Raw genomic sequence first — 24,968 nt, 5'->3', positions numbered from 1 at the left:
AGGGGAGCAGGGCCTACTTCACGCCGCCGCGCGCCAGCACGTCCGCCAGCACGGCCTTGTAGGCCGCGTCGAACGGCCCGCGGTCGCTGTCGGGCTTGGCCGGATAGACCGTGCGCAGGCCGGCGATACGCTGGGCGGTGGCGGTCTGCCACTTCGGATCCATCTTCAGCAGCCGGCCGATGATCGCCTTGTCGTCGCGGCCGACGGCCGGTTCGTAGGCCAGCAGCGCCTTCACCTGCCACAGGAACTGGCGCAGGGTGTCGGGGCTGGCGTCGCCGTCGGTGCGCCCGCCCGTCCAGTTCACCGCCTCGACGATCTGCCTGCGGAAGCGCGGATCGTCCCAGGTCGAGGGCGTGTGGCCCAGGTTGGTGAAGAACAGCCGGCCCTGGCCGATCTGGCGGGCCCAGGCGATCGGCACGGCGTAGGGCCGCTTCAGCGGCGTGCCGGCGAAGTCCAGGGTCTGCAGCACGCGCACCTTGGACGGATCGAAGTCGCTGTGCTGGTAGATCTCTTCGGCATAGTCGAAGCTGACCGGCCACATGCTCACCAAGGCCAGGTCGGGATCGAGGGTCTCGACGCGGATCGGCGTGCCCTGGGTCCAGGGATGGCCGGCGAACTTGCCGTTGATGAAGCGGGTATAGGTCTCGCCCGGGCCGTCATAGGGCCAGCCGGTGTCGGTGGCGCTGTGGATCCCGACGAAGCCCAGCTTGCCGGCCTTCACCCGCGCCTGGATCGCGGCCCAGGCCCCCGGCGAGATCGGCAGGGCGCCGGTGGTGTAGAACACCAGCACGTCGACGCTCGCCAGCCGCTCCGGCGTGATCTCACGGGCGTCCTGCGTGACCTCGGCGGTGAAGGCGCCGCTCTCCCGGCCGATGGCCTGCATCGCGATCTCGGACGGCGCCAGCCCGCCGTCGGGACGCGCAACGGGCGCGTGCTTCCAGCCGACCGACTGATCCAGATAGAGCACCCGCAGCGAGGTCGGCTTGGCCAGGGCGGGGGCGGCGGCCAGGACCGCGAACAGGGCCAGGGGGGCGACCAGCAGGAGGGCGAAAAAGCGACGCATGGAGGATCAGGCCTTGGTCTTGGGTTGCAGCAGGTCCCAGCGGTTGCCGTAGAGGTCTTCGAACACCGCCACGCTGCCATAGGCTTCGTGGCGGGGCTCCTCAAGGAACCTCACCCCGGCCGCGCTCAGCCGGGCGTGGTCGGCCTCGAAGGCGTCGGTGTGCAGGAACAGCCAGACCCGGCCGCCGCCCTGGCCGCCGACCAGGGCCGTCTGCTGATCGTCGCTGGCCTTGGCCAGCAGGAAGCGCGTGCCGGCCGCGCCCGGCGCGACCACGACCCAGCGCTTGCCGCCGCCCAGCTCGCTGTCCTCCACTAGGGAAAACCCCATCTTGCCGACATAGAAGGCCAGGGCCTCATCGTAGTCGCGGACAAGCAGGGACAGGAGGGCGAGGTGCTGGGCCATGGAGACTCACTCGGTGAGGTCCCTGCTTAGCATGAGGACGCGACGTGCGATCCGCGCGCCGTCGACGTTCGATTGAAGCATACTGCCGGGATCGCCGACGATCCGCCTCTGGAGAAGCCGCCATGTTCGCTCGTTCGACCCTAGCCCCGGCCCTCGCGCTGGCCCTGATCGCCGGCCCCGCCCTGGCCCAGGCGCCCGAGACCAAGATCACGCCGGTCGAGGCCACCGACCTGCCGCCGGCCGTGGTCGCGGCGGTCACCAAGGCCGCGCCGGGCCTGAAGATCAAGGAGGCGGAACTCAAGGTGCGCGAGAACCGCCGCTATTACGATGTCGAGGGAACCTTGCCGGACGGCGCCGAGATCGAGTTCGACCTGCTGGAGGCCGGCGGCCGGTGGAAGATCGTCGAGACCCAGCGCGACATCGCCTGGACCGCCACGCCCCAGCCGGTGCGCGACGCCGCCGTCAAGGCCGCCCCCAAGGTCGCGCCGGTCCGGGTGATCGAAAGCACCCAGGCCGACGGGGAGGTGATCTACGAGCTGTTCGCCGAGGGCCAGCCTACGGCGCCGGCCCTGGAGGTCAGCTGGAAGGGCGGTGGAGCCAAGGTGCTGACGCAGGCCTGGCCGCATTAGGGGCCGTGTTCACGAATCTCCACGATGAGGTTGGCTTCGGCGGCTGTGCAGTAGAAATCCTCGTCCTTTGACAAGCTCAGGATGAGGATTTCTCCGGGGGCTATGGCCGCCCCTACCCCCCGCTGTACCCGCCGATGATCGGCAGAACCTCGCCGGTGATGTAGCTGGACGTCTGGGGCGAGGCCAGGAACACATAGGCGGGGGCGATCTCCTCGGGTTGGGCGGGGCGCTTCATTGGGGTTTTGCCGCCGAACTGGGCCACCTGCGGGCCCAGCTTGTCGGCCGGGTTCAGGGGCGTCCAGACCGGACCGGGGGCCACGGCGTTGACCCGGACGCCCTTGTCGACCAGGTGGGTGGCCAGGGAGCGCGTGAAGGCGTGGATGCCGCCCTTGGTCAGGGAATAGTCCAGCAGGTCCTTGTTGCCGAGCAGGCCGGTGACCGAGCCCGTGTTGATGATCGCCCCGCCCGGCGGAATGACCTTCACCGCCGCCTGGGCCATGTGGAAATAGCCGTAGAGGTTGGTCTTCAGCGTGCGGTCGAAGTGCTCGACGGTCAGGTCCTCGAAATCCAGCACATGCTCCTGGAAGGCGGCGTTGTTGACCAGGACGTCCAGCTTGCCCAGCTCCGCCACCGTGCGCTCGACGGCGGCCCTGGCGTAGGCGGGATCGGCGACGTCGCCGGGCAGCAGGATGGCGCGGCGGCCTTCCCGCTCGACGGCGGCTCGGGTCTCGGCGGCGTCCAGCTCCTCGTCGAGATAGGCGATGGCGACGTCGGCCCCCTCGCGGGCGAACAGCACCGCCACGGCCCGGCCGATGCCGCTGTCGGCCCCGGTGATCAGGGCGACCTTGCCCTCCAGCTTGCCCGAGCCCTTGTAGAACGGCGCGTCGTACATCGGAGCCGGGTCCAGCCTGGCCTCGACGCCCGGCTTGGCCTGGTGCTGCTCGGGGAACGGCGGCGCGGGGTAGGGGCGGGCGCCGGCCTGCATGGCGGGCTTTTCCTGTTTCTGGCCGCCGTCCTGGAACGAACGCTGCTCCTTGGCGTCCAGCGGGGCCTGGATGTCGCGCTCGGCCTGGGCGGCGCGATCGGCGGCGGGTTCGAATTGCGGGGTTTCGACATCGGGCATGGAAGGCCTCCTGCGGCTGACGACGGCGAAACCAGCGGGCGGCGGGGATGTTCCAAGCGCGACCACCGGAAGCGGGCTTGCCCAAAGCGTGGGCATCGGTCACCTTCCCGGCCTCTTTGAAAGGCCCAACCGATGTCGCGTTCCGCGGCCGCGCCGGCTCCCCGCCCTGGGAAGCCGCACGGCGTCATTGTCTCCGACCTGATCGAACTGCTGCGGCTGGCCGGCCCGGTGGTGCTGTCGCGCCTGGGCATCATGGTCATGGGCCTGACCGACGCCATCGTGGTCGGCCACTTCTCGGCCCGGCAGCTGGGCTTCCACGCCATGGCCTGGGCGCCGACCTCGATCTTCGTGACCGTGACCGTCGGCCTGCTGGTCGGGACCCAGGTGATGGGCTCGCGGGCCATGGGGGCGGGGCGGCCGCACGAGGCTGGGGCCGTGCTGCGACGGGGCGTGGTCTACGCCTTCTGGCTGGGCGTCGCGGGTTCAGTGCTGCTGGTCCTGGCCGGACCGCCGCTGCTGCATCACGTGGGCATCGAGACCGCCCTGGCCCAGGGCGCGACCGCGCCGCTGATCGTGTTCTCCCTGTCCCTGACGCCCTACGCGGTCAGCGTGGCCCTGAGCTTCTGGCTGGAGGGGCTGGGGCGGCCGGGGCTGGTCACGGTCAACATGTGGGTCGCCAACCTGGTGAACCTGGCCGTCAACCTGCTGCTGGTGCCGGGGACCTTCGGCCTGCCGGCCCTGGGGGCGGTGGGCGCGGCCTGGTCGACCTTCGTGGCCCGCAGCGTCTTCGCCCTGATGCTGGCGGTGGTGATCGTGCGCCTGAAGGACGCCCGCGCCATGGGCGTGTTCGACAAGCCCACTCGCGATCCTGTCGCCGAGAAGGAGCAGCGGCGGGTCGGCTACGGGGCGGGGACCTCGAACCTGTTCGAGGTCTCGGCCTTCGCCGGCATGAGCCTGGTGGCGGGCTGGCTGGGCGGGCTGAACGTGGCCGCCTGGGCGGTGGTGCTGAACGTGGCGGCGGTGATCTTCATGGTCCCGCTGGGCCTGTCGACCGCCACTGCCGTGCAGGTGGGCCGGGCCTATGGCGCGCGCGACAGCCAGGGCATGAGCCGGGCGGGCTGGATCGCCTTCGCCGTCACCGCTGTCTTCGCCCTGCTGGTGGCGGTGCTGCTCTATCCGCTGCGCCACGTGGTGGGCGAGGCCTATACCAGCGACCCGGCCGCCCTGGCCCTGATCGCCCCGGCCCTGGCCCTGACCTGCCTGTTCCTGGTGCCCGACGCCGTGCAGGTGGTCTGCGCCCAGGCTCTGCGGGCCCGCGGCGAGGTGTGGATCCCGGCCCGCACCCACATGATCAGCTACGCCCTGATCATGGGCCCCCTGGCCTGGTGGCTGGCCCTGCCGATGAAGCTGGGCGTCAATGGCATCGTGGTGTCGGTGATCGTCACCAGCTTCGTGGCCGCGGCGTTCCTGCTGGGACGGTACCGGATGCTGGACGTGAAGGAGCGGTGACCACGTCTGGGGATAGGCGCGTGCGCCTGTCCCCATCAGCAGCCTAGATCGCCGCCCCCAGGATCCAGCCCTCTTCGGTCTCCGCGTCCACCACCAGGTCGGCGGGCGCGTCCTTGCTCGGACCGAACAGGGCGGCCAGCTTGCCGGCCTCGTCCAGCTTGGCGAAGTGTTCGGCCAGGGCGCGGACCTGGGCGGCGTCCTTGACCTCGCCGGGGGCCGGGGTGGCCTTGACCAGCGAGGGGTAGACCTCGGCGATCACCACCTGCACGCCCTCGAGGTCGGCCTCGGTCAGGGCCTTGAAGCCGGTCTCGAACGGCCAGACCCGCGCGGCGTCGCCGCGGGCGTCCTTCAGCCGGCGGGCGGCCGGGATGCCGACGATCGCCTGACCGCCGACCGAGCCGTTGTAATAGAGCTTCCAGATCGAAGCTGCGCCCTTCGCCGCCAGATCGGTGTGGCGGTACTCGGGCAGGTCGTCCGGACCGTGCTCGCGGGTGCGCTTGGGCTGCAGGGTGGTCAGGGCGTCCTTGGGCGGGCAGCCCCAGAACGGGAACGGCCCGCCGGTCAGCCGGCGGTTCAGCTCCGAGCCGACCCCGAAGCGGTTGTTGGTGTTGTCGGCCTTGTCCTTGACCATCTTGGCCAGCTGGTCCCAGACCGCGCGCCAGGGATGGTCGCCCTTCAGGGCCAGGGCCGCCGAGACGCCGCGCGGGAAGCCCAGCGGGAAGTCGAAGCCGACGAGGGCCCGCTCGCCCCGCTTCTTCAGGTCGTCCAGGATCGTCGCCAGCTTGGTCTCGGCCTCCTGGCGGGTGGGCGGGTTGAAGCTCTCGAAGGTCAGACGGAAGCGCACGTCGCGCTTCATCACGCCGATCCACACGGAATCCGCCCCCGTGGTCGGCTTGGCCGCCGCGCTCCAGTCGACGATCACATAGGCGCTGAAGAGGCGCGACACGGCGGACGCTCCGTTGGGATTGAACGAAGCGCGCTTCTACTCCGGCCGGCCGCGGGCGGCCACCCTTAAGCGATGAAAGACGCCGTCGCGCTCAAGCGACAAGCCCTCAGGCGGCGTTCCGTTCCGCCGCCGCGTCGGCGACCAGCACCGGGGGCGGCTGGCGGCTGAACCAGCGGGCGGGCGGCTCGCAGGCCGGGCCCAGGGCCGCGCGGACGATGGCTGGCGGGCGGCGCTCTTCCGGGGTCATGAACAGGCCGTTCGACTTGACGCCCAGGCCGGCCAACTTGTGGGCGCCCAGCATGGTCAGCGGCACGGCCAGGATCAGGCCGGCCAGGATCGGCATCGTCGCGGTCAGCAGGTCGGGCGTGAACCAGAAGGCCACGGCCAGCACCACGCCGGTGACGCTGATCCAGCCCATGGCCGCGAAGGCCTCCTTGCCGGTCACCTTGTCGGCGTCGCGGCGCTGGGCGCCCCACCCGCCGACACGTCCAGCCAGGATCTCGACCAGGGCGCGGGTCTGGGTGAACATCAGCATCGGGGCGACCAGGGCCGAGAGCAGCATCTCCACGCCCAGGCCGGCCAGGATCCGGCGGCGGCCGCCGAAGCCCTTGATCTCGTGCTTGCGCGAGAAGACCAGGATGGAGCCCAGGATCTTGGGGCCGAACAGCAGCACGAAGGTGATGATCATCGCCCAGGCGGTGGCCTGGATCTCGCGCCAGTCGATCAGGGCGTGGGCCGCGGCCTGCAGGTCGGCCATGGTGAAGGCGGCCTTCTTCAGCTCGGGCATCAGCATGCGCGAGATGATCCCCGACGACAGGGCCACGAACCACAGGGGCGAGAGCCCGTAGCTGAGCACGCCGATCACCAGGTGCAGGCGGCTCATCCAGTGCAGGCCGGGCAGGCCGACCAGCGGGATGTGCTGGACGTTGCCCCGGCACCAGCGGCGGTCGCGGGTGGCGAAGTCCAGCAGGTTGGAGGGGCTCTCCTCGTAGGAGCCGCCCAGATAGGGGGCCAAGTGCACGCCCCAGCCGCCGCGGCGCAGCAGGGCGCTTTCCAGGGCGTCGTGGCTCATCACCTCGCCGCCGAACGGCTTGGGGCCGTTCAGCTCGGGCAGGCCGCAGGTCTCGGCGAAGGCCCGGGTGCGGACGATGGCGTTGTGGCCCCAGAAGCTGCTCTCCGAACCCGACCACCAGGCCAGGCCGGTCCAGGCGACGCGGCCGTAGAGGCGCGTGGCGAACTGCAGGGTGCGGGCGAAGATCGTCTGGCCGTTGATGATCATCGGCATGGTCTGGATCAGGCCCACGCGCGGATGACGCTCCATGGCGTCGGCCAGGCGGACCATGGCCTCGCCGGTCATCAGGCTGTCGGCGTCCAGCACCAGCATGTGCTCGTAGTCGCCGCCCCAGCGCGCCACCCAGTCGGCGATGTTGCCGGCCTTGCGGCCCGTGTTCTGGGTGCGCTTGCGGTAGAAGGCGTGGCTGCTGGCCTCGCGGCGGAAGCGGGCGAAGCAGGCCTGCTCGGCCAGGGCCACGGCGGCGTCGCGGGTGTCGCTGAGGATGAAGATGTCGAAGGCGCGGCTGTTGCCGGTCTCGGCGATCGAGGCGTCCATGGCGCGCAGGCGGGCGAACACCTCGGCGGCGTCCTCGTTGTGCACCGGCATCAGGATCGCCGTGCGGGCCTTGGGCTTGGGCATGGGCGAGCTGGCGCTGTCGTCGATGCCCAGCGGATCCTTGGGCTTGCCCAGCAGCACCACGAAGCCGACCACGGCGGTGCAGAACCACAGGGCCAGGGCCAGGAACAGCGGGACCAGCAGGGTCAGGACGACAGCTTCCAGGCGGGTTACGCCGCCCAGGGCGATGGTGTCGTAGGTGGCCCGCCAGCCGGCGAAGGCCATGATCGCGGTGGCGACGAACACGCCCCAGCGACGCAGGACCAGGTTATCCTTCGCCGTGGCGACGGGCTTGGCTTCGCCCTGCCAGAAGGCCAGGGGCTGGACGGGCATGGCCAGGGGCGCGTCGGCGGGGATCTCGACCCGATCGCTGGTGGAGACCGCCATGTCGTAGGCGATGCTCCGCGAGGAGGTCAGGTCGAAGAAAGCGCCGCGTTCGCTCATCAGGTCCATCGTCTCGGCTGTCCGGTTCGGACGGGTCCGAGAGCCGGGCCTCTCCGAAAGGGGGCTTTCGAGAGGCGCAAGGCCGGTCTTCACGGGACGCGCGAGGATCGCTAGGGATGGGGGTCCGCTAGGATCGGCGTGCTCGGTTCGGACGGTCCGGCGTGGTCTCGACGACCGGCGTGGAGAGCCGCCGGTCTCCTTAGAGTAAAACTTCGATCACAAAATCGCTACCACAATCGCCGTCCTTTTCGCACTTGCGGTAAAAAACCTTGTATGAAGGACGTGTTCGGATTGATCCGTTGAATCAAGAAATTCTATAAGTCTATGAAAATCAAGACGATATTGGCAATTTTGCTGGTTGGTGCTCTGGCGGCCTGCGGTCCGGGCAAGCCGGCGAAAACCGCGTCCGAGGCCCCGCCGACCGCTTCAGCGGCGCTTCCGGCGGGTCCGGAATACGATTCGACGGGCGTGATCGCCCTCGTCGACGGCCAGGCGGTAACGCTCGATCACGAGGGCGCGAGCGCCGCCCCGCTGGCCGCCGGGCGCACCGTCTTCCAGGCCTATGGCGACATCTTGGCCGAGGGCTCGCTGGCGCCGGGCGCGCGGGTGGCGTTCAAGTTCCACAAGGCTGGCGACGCCTGGGAACTGACGGAACTGAAGCCGCGCTAGAGCAAATCGCGCGATATAGGAATCGCACGACTTGCTCTAGATTTTTGTTTTCGCATCGCTTTTGCGGAAAACCGGCGTCCACTTTTCCGCGCGATGCTCTAGGCGCCTGAGGCGGACCGGTCAACGCGAAACGCCGCCCGGTCACAGACCGGACGGCGTCCCGCTAGCCCTTCACGCAGACGACTTGGCGCAGCGTGTGGACGATGTCGACCAGATCGCTCTGGGCCGCCATGACCGCATCGATGTCCTTGTAGGCCATCGGCGTTTCGTCGATCACGTCGGCGTCCTTGCGGCACTCGACGCCGGCGGTGGCGGCCACGTGGTCGGCGACGGTGAACCGCCGCTTGGCCTCGTTGCGGCTCATCGCCCGTCCGGCCCCGTGCGAGCACGTGCAGAACGAGTCCGGGTTGCCCCGGCCGCGCACGATGAACGACTTGGCGCCCATCGAGCCCGGGATGATCCCCAGCTCACCGTCCTTGGCCGAGACCGCGCCCTTGCGGGTCAGGAACACGTCCTTGCCGAAGTGCTTCTCCCGCGACACGTAGTTGTGGTGGCAGTTCACCGCATGCTGCGTGGTCGCCAGGTCGGGAAAGGTCCGCTTCAGCACGGCCAGCACCTGCTCCATCATCACCTCCCGGTTGGCCAGGGCGTACTTCTGCGCCCAGGACACGGCCCGGACGTAGTCGATGAAGCCCTCGCTGCCCTCGACGAAGTAGGCCAGATCCTCGTCGGGCAGGTTGATGTACCAGCGCCGCATTTCATGCTTGGCCCGCTCGATGAAGTAGGTCCCGAACCGGTTGCCGACGCCGCGCGAGCCCGAGTGCAGCATCACCCAGACGTCGCCGGCCTCGTCCAGGCACAGCTCGACGAAGTGGTTGCCCGTGCCCAGGGTGCCCAGGTGGCCGAAGCCGCGCGGATGGGCCGCCTTAGGGTGCCGGGCCACGACGTCGTCGTAGCCGGCCTGCAGGCCCGCCCACCGCTCGGCCGCGGCCGCCGGCGGCTCGACCTGCCAGGCGCCCTTGTCGTTGCGCCCGCCGTTGTCGGTCCGTCCATGCGGCACCGCCGCCTCAATGTCCGAGCGGACGCCGAACAGGTTGTCGGGCAGGTGCTCGGCGCGGATCGAGGTGCGCACCGCCATCATGCCGCAGCCGATGTCGACGCCCACGGCGGCCGGGATGATCGCTCCCCGGGTGGGGATCACCGAGCCGACCGTCGCGCCCATCCCCCAGTGCACGTCGGGCATGACCGCCACGTGCTTGTGGATGAAGGGCAGGGCGGCGACGTTGCGCAGCTGCTTGAGGGCGGCGTCCTCGATGGGCACGCCTCGCGTCCACGCCTTGATCGGCGCGCCGTCGCTTTCGATATGCGTGAAGCCGCTCATGGGCTTCTCCTTTTCCAAGCCGCCCCTCCTGGCGCCTTGGTCGGAAAGCCTCTCGCACAAAACGAAGAAACCCCTCCGGCCAGGCCAGGAGGGGTTTCCTTACGAACATCCCGAGTTCAGACGAACCCTAGACCGGAACCCCTACCGACGCACGCACGCCCATCCGTTCGACCTGGCGGTCGAGCAGATTGCTGGCGGGCAGATAGGTCGGGGCTTTGTGCGCCATGGTCCTCGTCCTTCGGGAGGCGGGCGATTACAGTGTTCGCTCAACGATGGAAAGGGGTTTCGTGAGGAGGGCGGCGCCGGTGTGTCGCTGGAGCCACGGTCGTTGCGGCGCCTACGCCCGCTCCGCCCGGTCGAGCTTGTCCTCCAGGCGACGCAGCGCCGCCTTCAGCTCCTCCTGCTCGGCGTGGCTGAACTCGTTGTGGTCCTTGATGCAGCGCGAGCAGATGTTGCCGATCAGCAGCGGCAGGATGAACAGCAGGGTCACGTGCATCAGCACCACGGCGGCGATCCGGCCGCCGACCGTGACGGGATACATGTCGCCATAGCCGACCGTGGTCGCGGTCACGCAGGCCCACCAGAGCGCGTCGACGAACGGCTTGTGCTCGAAGACGGCGTAGGCGGCGGCCCCCGCCACGAGCAGCGCGGCGTAAAGCGCCAGCAGTTCCTTGATGCTGTCGACATATTTGAGCATGGACCCCTCCCGAGAAGGCCCGACCTTAGCCAGGCCCCTGGGAGATGGTCCAGCGGCAACTCAATCCCTGGTGGTCGGTCCTAGTGACCGGCGCTCGGAGCCGGGTCGGTCGCCGCCGGGCGCGTCTTCATCCGCGCCATGCCCGCCTTTAGTTCCTCGAGGGAGATCTTGCCGTCGCCGTCGGTGTCGGCCTGGACAAAGCGCTTTTCCTTGCGGCCGGCGGCGAGCCACTCGTCCTTGTCGATCCCGCCGTCGCCGTTCTTGTCCCAGGCCTTGAGAACTTTTTCGGGCGAGGGCATGCGAGCCAGGGCGGAACCGGCGGTGAAGGCGGCCAGAGCGGCCAGGGCGAGGGCGGTGATCGTGCGGCGCATGGGGTGTCCTTGACAGTGCGTCCCGGTGGCCGCCATTCGCCCACCGTGTTGCGGCCGTATTGCGACGCGAGGCGACATCACGGAGTCACGTTGAAGGCGGCGTGATCATCGGCCTTTGGCGGGGCCAGGGTCGCCCCGTTGGGTGTCCAGCTCGATCCTATGCCAGCCGGCCGCGTTGATCCTGTCCATCACACCCCGGTAGACGTCGTGCGGGACCTCGACGTTCTCGTGGACGAAGATCCGTTGCAGTTCTTTGTCGGGCGACCCGGCCTGGGCGACGATGTCGCCGACCAGCAGGTCCAGGCTGGATCGCTTGTCGCCTACCCATATCGATCCGTCGCCATGGAGGTAGACGTCGACGGGCTTGGGTTCGGCGGGGCGAACGGCCGGAACCAAGTCCTTGGCCGAGATCTCCCGTGATTCCACGAGGTCGACGCTGATCTTGGCGTTCAGCAAGCCCCAGACCACCAGCGCCAGGGCGACGGCGCAGAGGGTCAGGCCAAGGGCGCGCTTCCAGCCCACGTCTAGTGTTTGCCCCGGTCTCGGCCGAAGTTCGGCTCGGCGCTCTCCTGGCCGGCGGCGACGATGCCGCGGCGGATGGCGCGGGTGCGGGTGAAGTGGGCGTGCAGGGTGTCGGCGTCGCCCCAGCGGATGGCCCGGCTCATGGCCTGCAAATCCTCGGTGAACCGGCCCAGCATCTCCAGCACCGCGTCCTTGTTGGCCACGAAGATGTCGCGCCACATGGTCGGGTCGCTGGCGGCGATGCGGGTGAAGTCGCGGAAGCCCGAGGCCGAGAACTTGATCACCTCGCTCTCGGTGACGTTCTCCAGGTCGGCGGCGCTGCCGACGATGGTGTAGGCGATCAGGTGGGGCAGGTGGCTGACCACGGCCAGCACCAGGTCGTGGTGCTTTTCGTCCATCAATTCGACCTGGGCGCCGAAGGTCCGCCAGAAGGCCGACAGCTTGGCGACGGCGGCGGCGTAGGCCTCGTCGTCGCTCTCGGCCGGGGTCAGGATGGTCCAACGGTTTTCGAACAGCTCGGCGAAGCCGGCGTCGGGGCCCGATTGCTCGGTGCCGGCGATCGGGTGGCCCGGGATGACGAAGACCTTGGAGAGGTCCAGGGCCTTGAACGCCTCGACCACATTGGCCTTGGTCGAGCCGACGTCGGTCAGGGTGGCGCCCGGCTTCAGGTGCGGGGCCAGGGCGGCGGCCACCTCGGCCGTCGACAGCACCGGCGTGGCGATCACCACCAGATCGGCGTCGCGGACCGCCTCGCCGATGTCGCCGGTGACATGCTCGGCCAGGCCCAGCTCGCTCACCCGGGCGCGGTGGGCCTCGCTGGCGTCGGCGACGGTGACCTGGCCGACCACGCCATGCTCGCGGGCCGCGCGGATGATCGAGCCGCCGATCAGGCCGCAGCCGATCACGGTCATCTTCGGATAGAGAACGCCAGGGTGGCTCATTCAAAACCCCCGCTCATCCCGGCGAAAGCCGGGACCCAAGCTGGGTTGGACGGGCGGGCGGCGTGCGAAACCCCAAGCTCGGCTTGGGTCCCGGCTTTCGCCGGGATGAGCGGAGAAGAAGGGCTCATCGCGAAACGAACTCGCGCAGCAGCTCGACGACCGTCCGGTTGTGCTCTTCCAGACCCACGGTGACGCGGATGGCGTTGGGCAGGCCGTAATTGCCCACGGCGCGGACCAGGTAGCCCTTCGAGGCGAGGAACGCCTCGGCCTCCAGCGCGGTCCTGCCGGACGTGGCCGGGAAGTTGATCAGCACGAAGTTGGCCGCCGAGGGGGTGACCTCCAGGCCCAGCCCGCCGATCTGCTGGGCCAGCCAGGGCCGCCACTGTTCGACCAAGGCCACTGAGCGCTGCTGGAACTCCGTATCGGCCAGGGCGGCGATGGCCGCGTCCTGGGCCGGGATCGAGGTGTTGAACGGCGGGCGGATGCGCTCCAGCGGCTCGATGATTCCGGCCGCGCCATAGCCCCAGCCCACGCGCAGGGCGGCCAGGCCGTGCAGCTTGGAGAAGGTGCGGGTGACGATCACGTTTTCGGCCGTGCGCGCCAGGTCCAGCCCGTCCTCGAAGCGCGGATCGGTGCAGAACTCGGCATAGGCGCCGTCCAGCACCAGCACCACCGACGGCGGCAGGGCTGCGTGCAGGGCGCGGATCTCCTCGCCGGTCAGCCAGGTGCCGGTCGGGTTGGCCGGGTTGGCGATGAACACCAGCCGGGTGCGCTCGTCCACGCACTTGACGATCTCGTCGACGGCGACGCGCTGGCCCGGCTCCTTGGCGAAGCGCACCTCGCCCTGGCAGGCGCGGGCTCCGATGGCGTAGGCGGCGAAGCCGTGCTCGCCCTGGACGATGTTGTCGCCGGGCTCAAGATAGACCTGGTTCAGCAGGGCGAAGATCTCGTCGCTGCCGTCGCCCAGGGTGATGCGCTCGACTTCCAGCCTGTAATGGGCGGCGATGGCGGCGCGCAGGGCCGCGCCCTTGCCGTCCGGATACAGGTGCATCCGGTCGACGGCGTCGCGATAGGCGGCCTTGGCCTTGTCGCTGCTGCCCAGGATGTTCTCGTTGCTCGACAGCTTCACCGGATGGGCGACGCCCTCGATCTTCGACTTGCCGCCCACATAGGCGGCGATGTCGAGGATGCCCGGCTTGGGCGTGGGGCGCGGCGCGGCGAAGCGGTCGGTGGTCGGGGCGGTCATGGTCTTGGGAACCTGGGGGTACTCGGCAGCGAAGAGGCGGCCTTCTTACACGGGGTCAGACCGTGACGTCTAACCTTTGGCCCGAAATCCTCGTCCTTCGACGGGCTCAGGATGAGGATTTCTATTCCGACCGGCCTGTCAGTCGCCCTCATCCTGAGCTTGTCGAAAGACGAGGGCGCCGCACGTGCTAAACGTCGAACTGGGTGGGCGCAGCCCCGATGACGCCGGTGAGGGAGCCCGGGGCGCGGGCCAGGCGCTCGTCGCCCGCCTGGTAGAAGCCCAGCAGCGAAAACAGCTTCAGCCCGCCGGCGTCGGCGACCAGTTCGGCGGCCACGCCGTCGACTGACAAGGCCTCGATGATGGTCCTGGCGGCCTTGGGGCTGTCGGTGACCCAGAAGGTCTGGTCGCCGCCGGTGGGTTCGACCTCGACCTCGGCCACGGCGAAGGCCACCTGCGGGCCCCAGCGCTCCAGGCAGGGCAGGGCGGCGAAGATCTTCAGGCGCGGCTCGGCCAGCAGCCGGCCCCACCAGGCGTTGTCCGGGACCAGGCCCAGGACGCCGACGCCCCACGGGGTCTTGGCGGCGGCCAGGGCGTCGCGGTCGGTGGCGACCACCGTCATCGGCGGGGCGACGCCGAACCGCAGGCGGGCCAGCTCGACGGCGCGGGCCGGGTTGGGGCCGCCCCAGACGGCCAGGTGGTAGGGGCCCTGGCGGGCCAGGCTGTCGGACATCAGCTCGCGCCAGAGGCGGATGACCAGGGCGTCGCTGGCGGCCTTGCGGGGGGCCTCCACCAGCTTGCGGACGATCAGGGCCTCGCGGCCGGGACGCAGGCCGAAGCCGGTGTCGCCGGCCGCCTGCTTGGCCGCCGCCACGGCGCGCGCCAGGCCGGCCCGCTCGTCCAGCAGGGCCAGAAGCTCACCGTCGATGGCGTCGATACGCCATCGGACCTCGTCCAGCGAAGGCGTCGCGTCGCCTGCGTCGCTACCCATGATTTATCCCCGAAATTGGAGGCCGGACCATAGACTTTGCCGCCGGAGGCGCAATAGGGCGCGATGACGGGAATAAAGTTGCGCTTGAAGAACATCGGTCGGCGCCTGGCGACCAAGCGAGCGGAGCTTGGATAAGGCGCCTGCGCCGCCCCTTCGAGTGTGTCGCATTGAGATACGTTTCGCTTGAGCTTTGTGTCGCATCGAGATACGTTCTTTGGTGAGGACGGACAACGTGAATGGCGATCCAGAGTTTCAGGGACCAGCGGGCGAAGGCGATCTTTGACGGGATCAATCCCGGCAAGGGCTTTCCTTCCGACCTGCTGCGTCCGGCGAAGCGGAAGCTGGAGATGCTGCAAGCGGCGACCGTTCTGGACGATCTCCGTGTTCCTCCGGGCAATCGGCTGGAGGCGCTTTCGGGTGATCGGGCGGGACAGCATTCGATCCGCGTGAACGACCAGTTCCGACTGGTGTTCAAATGGACGGAGGCCGGCCCGGCCGACGTGGAGTTCGTAGACTATCACTAGGGCTTCGCCAGGGCCTGCCAACCGAGGAGATTGCGATGAGCGCCAGCGTCGCAGCCGCAGATCCTCTCGCCCCGGTCCATCCGGGCGAGATCCTGCTGGAGGAGTTCATCAGGCCGTTCGGCCTTTCGCCGGGAAAGACGGCCAAGCGTCTGCGCATCGCGCGGCCGCGCATCGAAAAGCTGGTCCGGGGGCAGACTCCCGTGACGGTCGACACGGCGTTGCGCCTTGAAAAGCTGTTCGGCGTCACCGCCCAGTTCTGGCTGAATCTCCAGACCCGCTACGATCTGGAGACGGCCAAGTTGACCTTGGCGGACGATATCGCAGCGATCGAGCCGATCGCCGCCGCCTAATACACCCGCGGCGCCGGCCCCGTGTCGAACAGGCCCAGGCGGGTGCGGCCGTTCTCGAACTTCAGGGTGGCCGACAGGGTCGGGTCGCGGCCCAGGGCCTGGGCGACCGCCGCGGCGGTCGCCTCCGGGCTCTTCAGCGCCTCGTCGGGCGAGGCGACCTCGCGGACCGTGACGTCCAGGGCGCCGCGCAGGCGGCCGTCGTCGTCGACGGTCAGGGCGCCGGACTTGGCCTCCAGCAGCGCTTCGCCGGCGGTCAGCCGCCCCTCCTGGACGGTCAAGGTTCCTCCGGCGTCGGACCAGTCGCCGACCGCGTCGGCCCAGCTGGCCCCGTGCAGGGCGCTGATCTTGCTGATCTTCGAATCCCAGATCAGGTCGGCGGTGCGGTCCGCGGCGATGCGGCCCATCAGGCCGGTGAAGCGGGCCTTGGCCCCCTTGGCCTCGAAGAAGATCGCGCCCTGGTCGTCGGGCCCGGGCCGCACGTGCAGCTGCAGGCCGGCCGTCGACAGCAGCGGGAACGGCGCGGCCCCGGGGGCGGGCGTGAAGACCAGGTTCGCGCCCTCGATCGAAATGCGCGGCGGATATTGCTTGAAGCCGGCGAAGCTGGCGCGCAGGGCCTGGCCGGTGATCTGCACGTCGCCGTTGACCGGCCGGGTCATGACCACGCCCCGGGGGGCGACGATCACCCAGTGGCCGATGTCGTAGGCGTTGGCCTCGCCGTTCAGTTCCGGCGCCCTCAGGGCCCAGCCCGACGGCTCGGCGACGCGGGCGTTGACCAGCCTGACGTCCATCCGGAACGGATAGCCGGTGAAGGTCCGGCTTTCCCACGACAGGTCGTAGCCGCGCGACTTCAGCGACAGGGCCGTGGCGTCCATCCGCTGCTCGGCCTGGCCGCGCAACCATAGCCAGGCGGCGCTCCAGCCCAGGGCAACTATCAGCAGCAACACGAAAGGCGCCAGCAGACCGCGACGCCGGGGCTTGCGGGACGGGGCGGCGGCGTTATGGGTCATGGAATGGGCGGCTCCGTCGGGAACAGTAGATGAGCGTGGCAGGCAGCGAGGACCGCTGGGTCTTCGGATATGGATCGCTGATGTGGCGGCCCGGGTTCCCGTTCATAGAGCGAAGGACCGCCGTGCTCCATGGGCGCCGCCGCGCGTTCTGCATCTATTCGGTCCACCATCGGGGCACCTACGAGCGGCCTGGTCTGGTGCTGGGCCTGGCCCCCGGCGGGGCGGTGCGCGGCGTGGCCTACCGGGTGGCCGGCGCGCAGTGGCCCGAGGTCTACGCCTATCTGCGCGAGCGCGAGCAGCCGACCGAGACCTATTTCGAGGCCTGGTCCGAGCTTAAGATCGACGGGAACGGAAAGGTGAAGTCCCTGGTGTTCCTGTCCGACATGAAGCACGGCCAGTGGGCGGGCGCGCTGACCCTGGAGCAGCAGGCCGAACTGATCGCCGGCGCCCAGGGCCTGTCGGGCCGCAACATCGACTACCTGCGCGACCTGGTCATGCACCTGCGCGAGGACGGCGTGCGCGACCACGCCATGGAGACCCTGCTGAAGATGGTCGAGGCCCGGGAAGCGGCGGCTTAGGGCTGTTCGGTCCGCATCGCCTCCAGTCGCTGATATACATCATCCAGCCGTCGGGCGCAGATCGCCCGCAGCGCCGGGGTGGCCGCCTGCTGCTTGTCCCGCGCGTCGGGCGCGAAGCTCTGTTCGGGGGCCTTGGCGTCACGGGCCGCGGTGGCGCGCATGGCCTGGAGCTCGGCCTGCGACGCCGTCACCCCGAAGTGCGGCAGGATCTTGGTGAACAGCGCCTCGGGCAATTGGCGGTAGTTGACCAGCCGCCCGCCGCCGAGCGACGCGTGACGCACCGCGCCTTCGCAGACCGCCGCCAGCACCCGTGCGCAATAGTCCTCGTCGGGCACGCCGCCCGGCAGGTCGAGGCCGAAGGTCGAGGGCGGAACCAGGCTGGGCGTCATTTGCATGCCGCGCCGCCGGGCCTGCGAGACCATCACCTCGACCGGCTCGCGGTAGAGGAACACCCAGGGCGTCTGGGGGAAGGCGCGGCGGAACAGCGGCAGGTCGCGGCTGTGCCAGCAGTCGAGCTTGAGGAACAGGCGGGTCTCGCCGTTCCGCGCCTGGCCCAGGGCGGCGACCATGGCCCGCAGCACGGTGGCCTTGGCGTCGTCGCCGAGGTCGCTCCGCTGGGTGATCGCGCTGATTGGGGGCGCCTCCGACACCACCACATGGGCCGGCGAGGCGGCCAGCATCTGGGCCGCCAGGGTCGAGCCGCAGCGCGACATGTGGAAGATCAGGCCGGCCGGCTCCAAGGGGGGCAGGGCGGCGGCCCTGGCCTCCAGATCGTCCAAGGCGGTGCGGATCGCGAACAGGCGGTTGAAGGGCAGGTAACGCCGGCGGACCAGGGTGTCGTCGTAGAATGGCTCGCTCAGGCGACGCCGGCCAAAGCGCAGCCAGGCCACCGTGGCGCGACCCTCGACCTGCGTCACCTCGGCGGGCAGCCAGCCGGGCGCCGGTTCGAAGCCGTCGATCGAAGGGGTCTGGGGCAGGGTATGGAGCAGATCCCGCACCGTCCCAGCGTCGAGGTCGAGGCCTCGAGCCCGCGCCGCTTCGGCGGTCCGTTCGGCGAAGAGCGCGAAGTCCTCGATGTCGCCCAGGGCGTCGTGCAGGCCGAGGTCCGGCAGGACCAGGGCGCGCAAGGCGGCCAGCGAGTCCAGGGCCTCTGTCGCGGTCCTCAATCTGGCCGGCATCGGGTCTCCCGTCGGGACTTGTGAGGCCGCTCGCGGCTCGATAGCGTCACTGGATGGCGTTCCCGGACAGATTGCAACTGCCGCTGAGTTTCGACCCGGCCCGGCTGGCCCGCGACCTGGACGCCCTGTCGGCCACGCCCTGGACAGCCCACTATGTCCAGCAGAACTACGAGGGCGAGTGGAGCGTGATCCCGCTGCGCTGCGCGGCGGGCGAGACCCACCCGATCCGGATGATCTATTCGGACCCGACGGCCACGGCGTTCGTCGACACGCCGTTCCTGCGGCCCTGCCCCTATTTCCGCGCGGTGATCGCCGCCTTCGCCTGCGAGGTCCGCGCCGTGCGGCTGATGCGGCTGGGCCCAGGCTCGGTCATCAAGGCGCACACGGATCTCGACCTGGACATCGAGGCCGGCGGCGCCCGCGTCCACGTGCCGGTGGTCACCAACCCCGATGTCGATTTCCGGCTCAATGGCGCGCGGGTCGAGATGGCGGCCGGTGAGGCCTGGTATCTGCGCCTGAGCGATCCCCACGCGGTGGCCAATCGCGGGACGACGGATCGCGTGCATCTGGTTCTGGACCTTGTGGCCAACGACTGGCTGACGGGGTTCTTCGAGGCTTCCGCCGGGGACATGCCCTTGCGGCGTGTCCCCTGACGGAGCGTCGAGCTTGCCAATGGGGACACGCCGCAAGGGCATGTCCCCGACCGGATCTCACAGCCCCTCGTCCTCCAGCGCCTTGGTCGCCGTGTCGATCCGGGTCTGCAGCTCGCGCATGAACTCGCCGCGCTTCAGGCCAGCGGGGATGGGCGGCAGATATTCGAAGACGATCGTGCCCGGCGGCCGCAGCCAGCCGCGCGGCCAGTGGACGCCGCAGTTCAGGGCCAGGGGCGTGACCGGCAGGTTCATCTCGCGATAAAGGGCGGCGATGCCGGGCTTGTAGTCGCCCGGAACGCCGACCGGGCCGCGCGTGCCTTCGGGGAAGATCACCACCTGGCGGGTTTCCTTCATCCGGTCGACGGCGTCGCGCACCAGCTTCTTCAGGGCCGCCGAATGGCCTTCGCGGTCGACGACGATCATGCCGGCCTTCAGTCCGTGCCAGCCGAACAGCGGCACCATCAAGAGCTCCTTCTTCATCACGAAGCAGGCGTCGGGCAGCAGGGCGAACTGGCTGAAGACGTCGAACATCGACTGGTGCTTGGCCGCGACCAGGGCCGGTCCGGTGGGGCGATACTGCTCCCCACGCACCTCGACCCGGATGCCGGCCAGCCCGCGCAGGCCCCAGATCACGCCCTTCGACCAGGTCGTCAGCGACCAGGTGTTGGCGCGGCGCGGCAGGGGGTAGGTGACGATCATGCCGATCGCCCAGACCACCGACCATAGCCAGAAGAACAGCTGGAACAGGAACGAGCGCAGATAGATCAAGAGGCTTCCTTCGCCGGTTTCGGATCGGCCTTGTCCTGGGGGCCCAGCTTGAGGAACGCCTCACGGCCCAGGATCGCCAGGTACTTGCAGTATTCCACGATCATCCGTCGGGCGCTCGTGCCGCCTCTCCACCAGCGGTGGGCGTTCAGGCTTTCGGTGACCACGGGATAGGGATGCAGGGTCACCCCGGGCATGGCCGCGTGCAGCTCCAGCATCGAGCGCGGCATGTGGTAGTCGGCGGTGACCACGATCAGGCTGTGATAGTCCTTGGCCTTGGCCCACTCGGCGCTTTCGCTGGCGTTGCCGATGGTGTCGGCGGCGGCGTAGCCCAGGTCGACGCAGCAGTCGTAGATCGGCCGCACCGCCTTGGTCACGCCCAGCACGTCGTCGCGCGAGGCCTCGCGGTTGACGCCCGAGATCAGCAGGCGCTTGCCCTTGCCGGCCTCCAGCAGCTTGGTGGCCTGCTCCAGCCGCACGTTCGAGGCCCCGGTCAGCACCACCACCCCGTCCGACACCGGCGGTTCCTGGGCGGGGGTCGACTGGTCGACCCGGCTGGTGAAGGCCAGCAGGCCGACGAACCAGATCATCACCAGGATCAGCAGCGCGGCGAAACTCTTCACGGCATGCCTCTCAACAGGCGCAGGGAGGCCGCGCGCGCGGCGATCCCGGCCACCAGCGCCGCCACCAGCGGGCAGGGCAGGGGCGCCAGCAGGTCGATCCAGGCCAGCGGCAGGACCGGCGTCAGGCCCTGTCCGCCGCCCACCAGCCGCGCCGCCGCCCCGATCATGGCCGCGCCCGCCCCGCCCAGCAAGCCGGCGAAGAAGGCCATGCCGGCGAAGCGGTTCTGGAACAGGTTGGCGATGAAGCCGTCCTCGGCCCCCGACAGGTGAAGCACCTCGACGATGTCGTGGCGGGCAGTCAGGGCGGCGCGGGTGGCGAAGATGATCACGGCCGCCGCCGCCGTGGCGATCAGGCCGAAAACGCCGATGGCCGCCCAGCTGGCCAGGCGGGCCGCGCGCTCGATGTCGGCGATCCAGCGGCTGTGGTCGTCGACCACGGCGTCGACATTGGCGTCCTTCAGCGCCTTGGCGAGGGTGGCGGCGGTGGCCGGGGCCTTGGGATCCAGGTCCAGGGTCACCAGGCGCGGCACGGGCAGGTCGGCGATCAGGGCCTCGCGGCCGATCCACGGCTCCAGCAGGGCCTCGGCCTTGTCCTTGGGCAGGGCGCGGGCCTCGGTTACGCCGCGCACGCCGGACAGGGTCTCGGCGGCGCGGGCGGCGGCGCTGTCGGGGCTCTCGCTGGCGCGCGGGCGGACCACCACCGTGGCCGAACCGGTCAGCTGGGCGGTCCAGCCGGTGGCGGCGCGGGTCGAGGCCAGGGCGGCCAGGGCGGTCAGGCAGGCCAGGAAGCACAGCACCGCGACCACGAACACCAGCGATCCGTCGCGGGCGTCGCGCGGCGGCAGCAGCTGGCCCGGCTTCCAGCGGGCGACGGAGAAGCGGTCGCTCACGCCCCGTCCTCCTCGTCGTCTTCCGGGCCGTACGGCGGGTCCGGCGCCGCGCCGGCGACATCGACCAGCCGGCCGTTCTCCAGATGCAGGGTCGGGCGGTTGGCGCGGGCGACCAGGTCCTCGTCGTGGGTGGCGATCAGCACCGTGGTGCCCAGGCGGTTCAGCTCGACGAACAATCGCAGCAGGCGCAGCGACATGGCCGGATCGACATTGCCGGTCGGCTCGTCGGCCAGCAGCACGTCGGGGCGGTCGACCACGGCGCGGGCGATGGCCAGGCGCTGCTTCTCGCCGCCCGACAGGGTGGCGGGCAGGGCGTGCATGCGCTCGCCCAGCCCCACCCACTGCAGCAGCTCGGCCACGTCATCGCGATAGCTGGCCGGCTTGCGGCCGGCGATGCGCAGCGGCAGGGCGGCGTTGTCGAACACCGGCAGGTGGTCCAGCAGGCGGAAGTCCTGGAACACCACGCCGATCCGGCGGCGCACGAACGGCAGGTCCTCGGGCCGGGTCTGGCTGATGTCGCGGCCGAACAGCTCGACGCGGCCCCTTGCCGCACGGTGGGCCAGGTAGATCAGTTTCAGCAGCGAACTCTTGCCCGCGCCCGACGGGCCGGTGAGGAAATGGAAAGACCCTGGGTATAGGGTGAACCTGAGATCGCTGAGCGTTTCCGGCCCCCGTCCATACCGCATCGAGACCCCCTCGAAGCGCACGACGGGGACGGTGTCGCCATCCTGGACGTCTGCGGTGCGCAAGGGTGTGTCGCTGGGTCGTGTGGACATGGCTGGCAAAATCGGCGACCTCGTGTGTAGGAGCGGGGAGCGTCCGATTCGCGGCCATGATACTGACCTGTCCCGAGTGCGCCAGCCGCTATTTCGTCGATGACTCCAAGGTCGGCGCGGCGGGTCGTGTCGTGCGTTGCGCGGCCTGCGGGACCCGCTGGACGGCCCGCAACGAAGACGCGCTGGACCTGTTCGAAGAGCCCTCGGCCGCCGACCTGGCGGGCGAACCGAACCTGACCGCCCTGGACGGCGCGGCCAACCCCGCCGGCGATTTCGAGACCCCCGTCGACCAGCTGCCGGGCGAGGAGCTGCCCAAGGTGTTCCGGGCCCGGGCCGACGCCGAGCGCCGCCTGAAGGAAGCCAAGACCACAGGGATCATCTGGGGCGGGATGGTCGCCGTCATGGTGCTGATCCTGGTGGCCGCCGGCGTGTTCCGCATGAACGTCGCCCGCCTGTGGCCCGCCACGGCCGGAGCCTACGCCTTCGCCCGCATGCCGGTGAACAATGTCGGCCTGGTGGTCGAGGACCTGAAGGCCGAGCCGTCGATGCAGGACGGTCACGCCGCCATCACCGTCACCGGCGTGCTGCGCAACATCACCGACCACGCCGTGACCACCCCGCCGCTGCGGGTGGCCCTGCTGAACAAGCACGAGAAGCGGGTGGCCGGGAAGCTGGCCGCGGCGGCCGATCCGCTGATTCCGCCCAGCCAGACCCGGCACTTTTCGGTGACCTTGCTGGACCCGCCGCGTACCGCCAACACCCTGGAGATCGGCTTCGCCCTGGAGCCGGGCGCGGCCAGGCGCGCCGGTCCCGCCGGTCCTGTCGAGAAGGTCGCCAACCCCGAGGCCCCTTCGCTGCGGGGCGTCCAGGACCAGCCGGCCGAGCTGGCGGCGGGCGCGCCGCCTTCGGTGGAAGACGCGCAAGGGGCTGGACACGAGCCCCCGGGTCATGAGACCGGAGCGGTCGAACCGGCCCCGGCCGACCATCATTGATCCAGAAAACCTGACATGACCGATCGCCCCGCCCCCGAAGTCCTGATTTCCCAGGAAGAAATCGCCGAGCGGGTGGAAGCCCTGGCCAAGGTCATCGCCCCGCGCATCGACAACGACACCGTCGCCGTCTGCCTGCTGACCGGCGGCCTGTGGTTCGCCGCCGACCTGACCCGGGCCCTGTGGCGCGCCGGCCGCGACGTGCGCTTCGACGCCCTGTGGCTGGCCTCCTATCATGACGAGCGCAAGAGCTCGGGCCGCTGCGAGGTCCGCGCCGACCTTCAGCGCCCGCTGATCGGCCGCCGCGCCCTGGTGGTGGACGACGTGCTCGACACCGGCCTGTCGCTGGGCGAGGCCGCTCGTCTGGTCAAGGACGCCGGCGCCAGCGAGGTCCTGACCGCCGTCTTCGCCCGCAAGCCCTGGGACAAGCCGCGCATCGAGCCCGACTTCGTGGCCTGGGAAGCCCCGGCCCGCTACCTGGTCGGCTACGGCCTGGACGACGAAGGCAAGAGCCGCGGGCTGCCGTATATCGGCGCGCTGGATTAGGCTGCTTGGGCGAGTGGCTCACCCACTTGCCCCCACCTGGCGGCTTCGCCGCCTGTCCGCCCCCATAGGGGGCGGAGCCTGACGCCTGAGGCTCTTCCCCCTCTGGGGGAAGACGGTCGCGAAGCGACCCGTAGGGGGCAAGTGATCGCCTCTACACCCATTCCGGCGTAACATCCCGGCTCAGCATCTCCTCGTACGACGGCCGGGCCCGGATCACCGCGAAGCGGTCGCCATCGACCAGGACCTCCGGCACCAGCGGCCGGGTGTTGTACTCGCTGGCCATGGCCGCGCCATAGGCGCCGGCCGACATGAAAGCCACCAGCTCGCCCGCCGCCAGCGGCGGCAAAGCGCGTTCACGTGTAAACGTGTCGCCCGTCTCGCAGATTGGGCCGACCACGTCGTAGACCGTCTCGCCGCCTCGCGGGATCACCGGCCGGATGTCGTGGAAGGCGTCGTACATGGCCGGGCGGATCAGGTCGTTCATGGCCGCGTCGATGACCAGGAAGCGCTTGCCCTCCGGCCGTTCGTGGACATGGATCACCTCGCTGACCAGCACGCCGGCGTTGGCGGCGATCACCCGGCCGGGCTCGAAGGCCAGCTTGACGGGCAGGTCCTGGATGGCCTCGGCGACCATGACCGCGAATTCGGCCGGCGAGGGCGGTTCGGGCATGTCGAAATAGGGCACGCCCAGGCCGCCGCCCAGGTCCAGACGTTCGACGTGCAGGCCCTCGCCCAGCAACTGCTCGACCAGGCCCCGCATCTTGGCGAAGGCGGCGCGCATCGGCGTCAGGTCGGTGATCTGGCTGCCGATGTGGCAGGCCACGCCGATCGGCTGGAGATGGGCGTGGTTGCTGGCGTTGGCGTAGAGGCGCGCGGCCTCGGCGAACGACACCCCGAACTTGTTCTCGGACTTGCCGGTGGCGATCTTGGCGTGGCCGCCGGCCGCGACGTCGGGATTGACCCGAAACGCCACCTTCGCCCTTAGGCCCAGACCGGCCGCGACTTCGGCGATCAGGTTCAGCTCGGGCTCGGACTCGACGTTGATCTCGGCCACGCCGGCCTTCAGGGCGAAGGCGATCTCGCCGCGCTTCTTGCCCACGCCCGAGAACACGATCCGCTCGCCGGGGATGCCGGCGGCCAACGCCCGGCGAACCTCGCCCTCGGACACCGTGTCGGCCCCGGCGCCCAGTTCGCCCAGCACCTTCAGCACCGCGACGTTGGAATTGGCCTTCACCGCATAGGCCACCAGCGGGTCGACGATCCCGGCGGCGACCAGGGCGTCGCGGAACACCGTGAAGTGCCGCTCCAGGGTGGCGCGGGAATAGACATAGACCGGCGTGCCGACCTGCGCCGCGATGCGCGCCAGCGGGACGCCTTCGCAGGCCAGGCCCTCGGGGCCGTATTCGAAATGGTTCACGTCGGTGTCTTTCTCGCGGCGTGTGCGCCGTGCGTCCTTCGAGGCCCGCCGAGCGGGCGCCTCAGGATGAGG

At 69.8% G+C, this 24,968-nt stretch carries 28 protein-coding genes and 1 pseudogene; 10 read left to right on the top strand and 19 right to left on the bottom strand.

The genetic code is table 11. The features are described from left to right. Positions 1–13 precede the first annotated feature (13 nt). The gene (locus tag EV278_RS10865) at positions 14–1,063 is read right to left on the bottom strand and encodes a ThuA domain-containing protein (protein WP_132090664.1); all 1,050 of its coding nucleotides are present in this window, start codon (positions 1,061–1,063) and stop codon (positions 14–16) included. A gap of 6 nt (positions 1,064–1,069) precedes the next feature. Further along, positions 1,070–1,465 (bottom strand): VOC family protein, encoded by a 396-nt coding sequence (locus EV278_RS10860; RefSeq protein WP_132090661.1) that lies wholly within the window; start codon positions 1,463–1,465, stop codon positions 1,070–1,072. 122 nt (positions 1,466–1,587) lie between these two features. Here EV278_RS10860 and EV278_RS10855 point away from each other — a divergent pair, with 122 nt between their 5' ends. Beyond that, on the top strand, positions 1,588–2,094 hold the full coding sequence (locus tag EV278_RS10855) for a PepSY domain-containing protein (RefSeq protein WP_132090658.1): 507 nt from the start codon (positions 1,588–1,590) through the stop codon (positions 2,092–2,094). A gap of 112 nt (positions 2,095–2,206) precedes the next feature. Here EV278_RS10855 and EV278_RS10850 read toward each other — a convergent pair whose 3' ends face one another. Continuing rightward, positions 2,207–3,217 (bottom strand): SDR family oxidoreductase, encoded by a 1,011-nt coding sequence (locus EV278_RS10850; RefSeq protein ID WP_132090655.1) that lies wholly within the window; start codon positions 3,215–3,217, stop codon positions 2,207–2,209. Between the two features lie 132 nt (positions 3,218–3,349). On the opposite strand from EV278_RS10850, the gene EV278_RS10845 reads away from it, so the two are divergent. Then, on the top strand, positions 3,350–4,726 hold the full coding sequence (locus EV278_RS10845; protein ID WP_132090653.1) for an MATE family efflux transporter: 1,377 nt from the start codon (positions 3,350–3,352) through the stop codon (positions 4,724–4,726). Between the two features lie 43 nt (positions 4,727–4,769). Here the strand turns inward: EV278_RS10845 and EV278_RS10840 are convergent, their stop codons facing one another. Both EV278_RS10840 and mdoH read right to left on the bottom strand, forming a co-directional pair. Further along, the gene (locus tag EV278_RS10840) at positions 4,770–5,672 is read right to left on the bottom strand and encodes a cobalamin biosynthesis protein CbiG (RefSeq protein WP_132090651.1); all 903 of its coding nucleotides are present in this window, start codon (positions 5,670–5,672) and stop codon (positions 4,770–4,772) included. A 106-nt stretch (positions 5,673–5,778) separates the two neighbouring features. After that, positions 5,779–7,785, bottom strand: coding sequence for a glucans biosynthesis glucosyltransferase MdoH (gene mdoH, locus EV278_RS10835; RefSeq protein WP_132090649.1), 2,007 nt, complete (start codon positions 7,783–7,785; stop codon positions 5,779–5,781). Positions 7,786–8,109: 324 nt separating this feature from the next. Between mdoH and EV278_RS10830 the strand changes: the two genes are divergently transcribed. Then, positions 8,110–8,454: a copper-binding protein gene (locus EV278_RS10830; RefSeq protein ID WP_132090648.1), complete on the top strand. Its 345-nt coding sequence runs from the start codon at positions 8,110–8,112 to the stop codon at positions 8,452–8,454. A gap of 163 nt (positions 8,455–8,617) precedes the next feature. Here EV278_RS10830 and EV278_RS10825 read toward each other — a convergent pair whose 3' ends face one another. The 6 genes from EV278_RS10825 to hisC form a co-directional block, all read right to left on the bottom strand. After that, positions 8,618–9,835, bottom strand: a complete 1,218-nt coding sequence (locus EV278_RS10825; RefSeq protein WP_132090646.1) for an RtcB family protein — start codon at positions 9,833–9,835, stop codon at positions 8,618–8,620. 337 nt (positions 9,836–10,172) lie between these two features. Further along, entirely contained in the window at positions 10,173–10,532 is a 360-nt protein-coding gene (locus EV278_RS10820; protein WP_132090643.1) for a potassium channel family protein, read from the bottom strand. A gap of 80 nt (positions 10,533–10,612) precedes the next feature. Then, a complete protein-coding gene (locus EV278_RS10815; protein WP_165916604.1) occupies positions 10,613–10,903 on the bottom strand; it encodes an EF-hand domain-containing protein in 291 nt (96 codons plus the stop codon). A gap of 105 nt (positions 10,904–11,008) precedes the next feature. Beyond that, positions 11,009–11,425 carry a hypothetical protein gene (locus tag EV278_RS10810; protein ID WP_132090637.1) on the bottom strand — a complete coding sequence of 139 codons (417 nt, stop codon included), beginning with the start codon at positions 11,423–11,425 and terminating at the stop codon, positions 11,009–11,011. A 2-nt stretch (positions 11,426–11,427) separates the two neighbouring features. Further along, a complete protein-coding gene (locus EV278_RS10805; RefSeq protein ID WP_132090634.1) occupies positions 11,428–12,366 on the bottom strand; it encodes a prephenate/arogenate dehydrogenase family protein in 939 nt (312 codons plus the stop codon). 124 nt (positions 12,367–12,490) lie between these two features. Continuing rightward, positions 12,491–13,612 carry a histidinol-phosphate transaminase gene (hisC, locus tag EV278_RS10800; protein WP_132090631.1) on the bottom strand — a complete coding sequence of 374 codons (1,122 nt, stop codon included), beginning with the start codon at positions 13,610–13,612 and terminating at the stop codon, positions 12,491–12,493. A gap of 62 nt (positions 13,613–13,674) precedes the next feature. On the opposite strand from hisC, the pseudogene EV278_RS24380 reads away from it, so the two are divergent. Next, positions 13,675–13,791 (top strand): annotated as a pseudogene (locus EV278_RS24380) (hypothetical protein); the annotation flags it as partial. Between the two features lie 8 nt (positions 13,792–13,799). On the opposite strand, the gene EV278_RS10795 reads toward EV278_RS24380, so the two are convergent. Then, on the bottom strand, positions 13,800–14,600 hold the full coding sequence (locus EV278_RS10795; protein ID WP_132090628.1) for a chorismate mutase: 801 nt from the start codon (positions 14,598–14,600) through the stop codon (positions 13,800–13,802). 236 nt (positions 14,601–14,836) lie between these two features. On the opposite strand from EV278_RS10795, the gene EV278_RS10790 reads away from it, so the two are divergent. Together EV278_RS10790 and EV278_RS10785 are read left to right on the top strand one after the other, a co-directional pair. After that, positions 14,837–15,124, top strand: coding sequence for a type II toxin-antitoxin system RelE/ParE family toxin (locus tag EV278_RS10790; protein WP_132090625.1), 288 nt, complete (start codon positions 14,837–14,839; stop codon positions 15,122–15,124). Positions 15,125–15,159: 35 nt separating this feature from the next. After that, a complete protein-coding gene (locus EV278_RS10785; protein ID WP_132090622.1) occupies positions 15,160–15,474 on the top strand; it encodes a HigA family addiction module antitoxin in 315 nt (104 codons plus the stop codon). Here EV278_RS10785 and EV278_RS10780 read toward each other — a convergent pair. Next, positions 15,471–16,481, bottom strand: a complete 1,011-nt coding sequence (locus EV278_RS10780) for a DUF2125 domain-containing protein (protein ID WP_132090619.1) — start codon at positions 16,479–16,481, stop codon at positions 15,471–15,473. The genes EV278_RS10785 and EV278_RS10780 overlap by 4 nt on opposite strands. A gap of 29 nt (positions 16,482–16,510) precedes the next feature. Here EV278_RS10780 and EV278_RS10775 point away from each other — a divergent pair, with 29 nt between their 5' ends. Next, positions 16,511–17,059, top strand: a complete 549-nt coding sequence (locus EV278_RS10775) for a gamma-glutamylcyclotransferase (protein ID WP_132090616.1) — start codon at positions 16,511–16,513, stop codon at positions 17,057–17,059. On the opposite strand, the gene EV278_RS10770 is transcribed toward EV278_RS10775, so the two are convergent. Then, positions 17,056–18,237, bottom strand: a complete 1,182-nt coding sequence (locus tag EV278_RS10770) for an aspartyl beta-hydroxylase (RefSeq protein WP_132090613.1) — start codon at positions 18,235–18,237, stop codon at positions 17,056–17,058. The genes EV278_RS10775 and EV278_RS10770 overlap by 4 nt on opposite strands. Before the next feature lie 53 nt (positions 18,238–18,290). Between EV278_RS10770 and EV278_RS10765 the strand changes: the two genes are divergently transcribed. Beyond that, the gene (locus EV278_RS10765) at positions 18,291–18,890 is read left to right on the top strand and encodes an aspartyl/asparaginyl beta-hydroxylase domain-containing protein (protein ID WP_132090610.1); all 600 of its coding nucleotides are present in this window, start codon (positions 18,291–18,293) and stop codon (positions 18,888–18,890) included. 57 nt (positions 18,891–18,947) lie between these two features. On the opposite strand, the gene EV278_RS10760 is transcribed toward EV278_RS10765, so the two are convergent. From EV278_RS10760 to ftsE, 4 genes are read right to left on the bottom strand one after another with little or no spacing between them, the layout of a single operon-like run. Continuing rightward, complete coding sequence (locus tag EV278_RS10760) at positions 18,948–19,658, bottom strand: lysophospholipid acyltransferase family protein (protein ID WP_132090607.1); 711 nt, start codon at positions 19,656–19,658, stop codon at positions 18,948–18,950. Further along, on the bottom strand, positions 19,655–20,278 hold the full coding sequence (locus EV278_RS10755; RefSeq protein WP_132090604.1) for a YdcF family protein: 624 nt from the start codon (positions 20,276–20,278) through the stop codon (positions 19,655–19,657). Before EV278_RS10755 ends, EV278_RS10760 begins: the two co-directional genes overlap by 4 nt. Continuing rightward, the gene (locus EV278_RS10750; RefSeq protein WP_132090601.1) at positions 20,275–21,168 is read right to left on the bottom strand and encodes an ABC transporter permease; all 894 of its coding nucleotides are present in this window, start codon (positions 21,166–21,168) and stop codon (positions 20,275–20,277) included. Before EV278_RS10750 ends, EV278_RS10755 begins: the two co-directional genes overlap by 4 nt. Beyond that, on the bottom strand, positions 21,165–21,944 hold the full coding sequence (gene ftsE / locus EV278_RS10745) for a cell division ATP-binding protein FtsE (RefSeq protein WP_132090599.1): 780 nt from the start codon (positions 21,942–21,944) through the stop codon (positions 21,165–21,167). The genes EV278_RS10750 and ftsE overlap by 4 nt, the downstream gene beginning before the upstream one ends. A gap of 56 nt (positions 21,945–22,000) precedes the next feature. Between ftsE and EV278_RS10740 the strand changes: the two genes are divergently transcribed. Then, complete coding sequence (locus tag EV278_RS10740) at positions 22,001–22,936, top strand: MJ0042-type zinc finger domain-containing protein (protein ID WP_132090596.1); 936 nt, start codon at positions 22,001–22,003, stop codon at positions 22,934–22,936. A 15-nt stretch (positions 22,937–22,951) separates the two neighbouring features. After that, positions 22,952–23,479, top strand: a complete 528-nt coding sequence (locus tag EV278_RS10735; protein WP_132090593.1) for a phosphoribosyltransferase family protein — start codon at positions 22,952–22,954, stop codon at positions 23,477–23,479. 151 nt (positions 23,480–23,630) lie between these two features. Here the strand turns inward: EV278_RS10735 and lysA are convergent, their stop codons facing one another. Continuing rightward, positions 23,631–24,896 (bottom strand): diaminopimelate decarboxylase, encoded by a 1,266-nt coding sequence (gene lysA, locus EV278_RS10730; protein WP_132090590.1) that lies wholly within the window; start codon positions 24,894–24,896, stop codon positions 23,631–23,633. Between the last annotated feature and the right edge of the window lie 72 nt (positions 24,897–24,968).

The organism is Caulobacter sp. BK020, assembly GCF_004342605.1.
GTDB lineage: Bacteria > Pseudomonadota > Alphaproteobacteria > Caulobacterales > Caulobacteraceae > Caulobacter.
The sequence above is the reverse complement of the archived record's forward strand: the minus strand, read 5'-3'. Positions and strand labels throughout refer to the sequence as shown.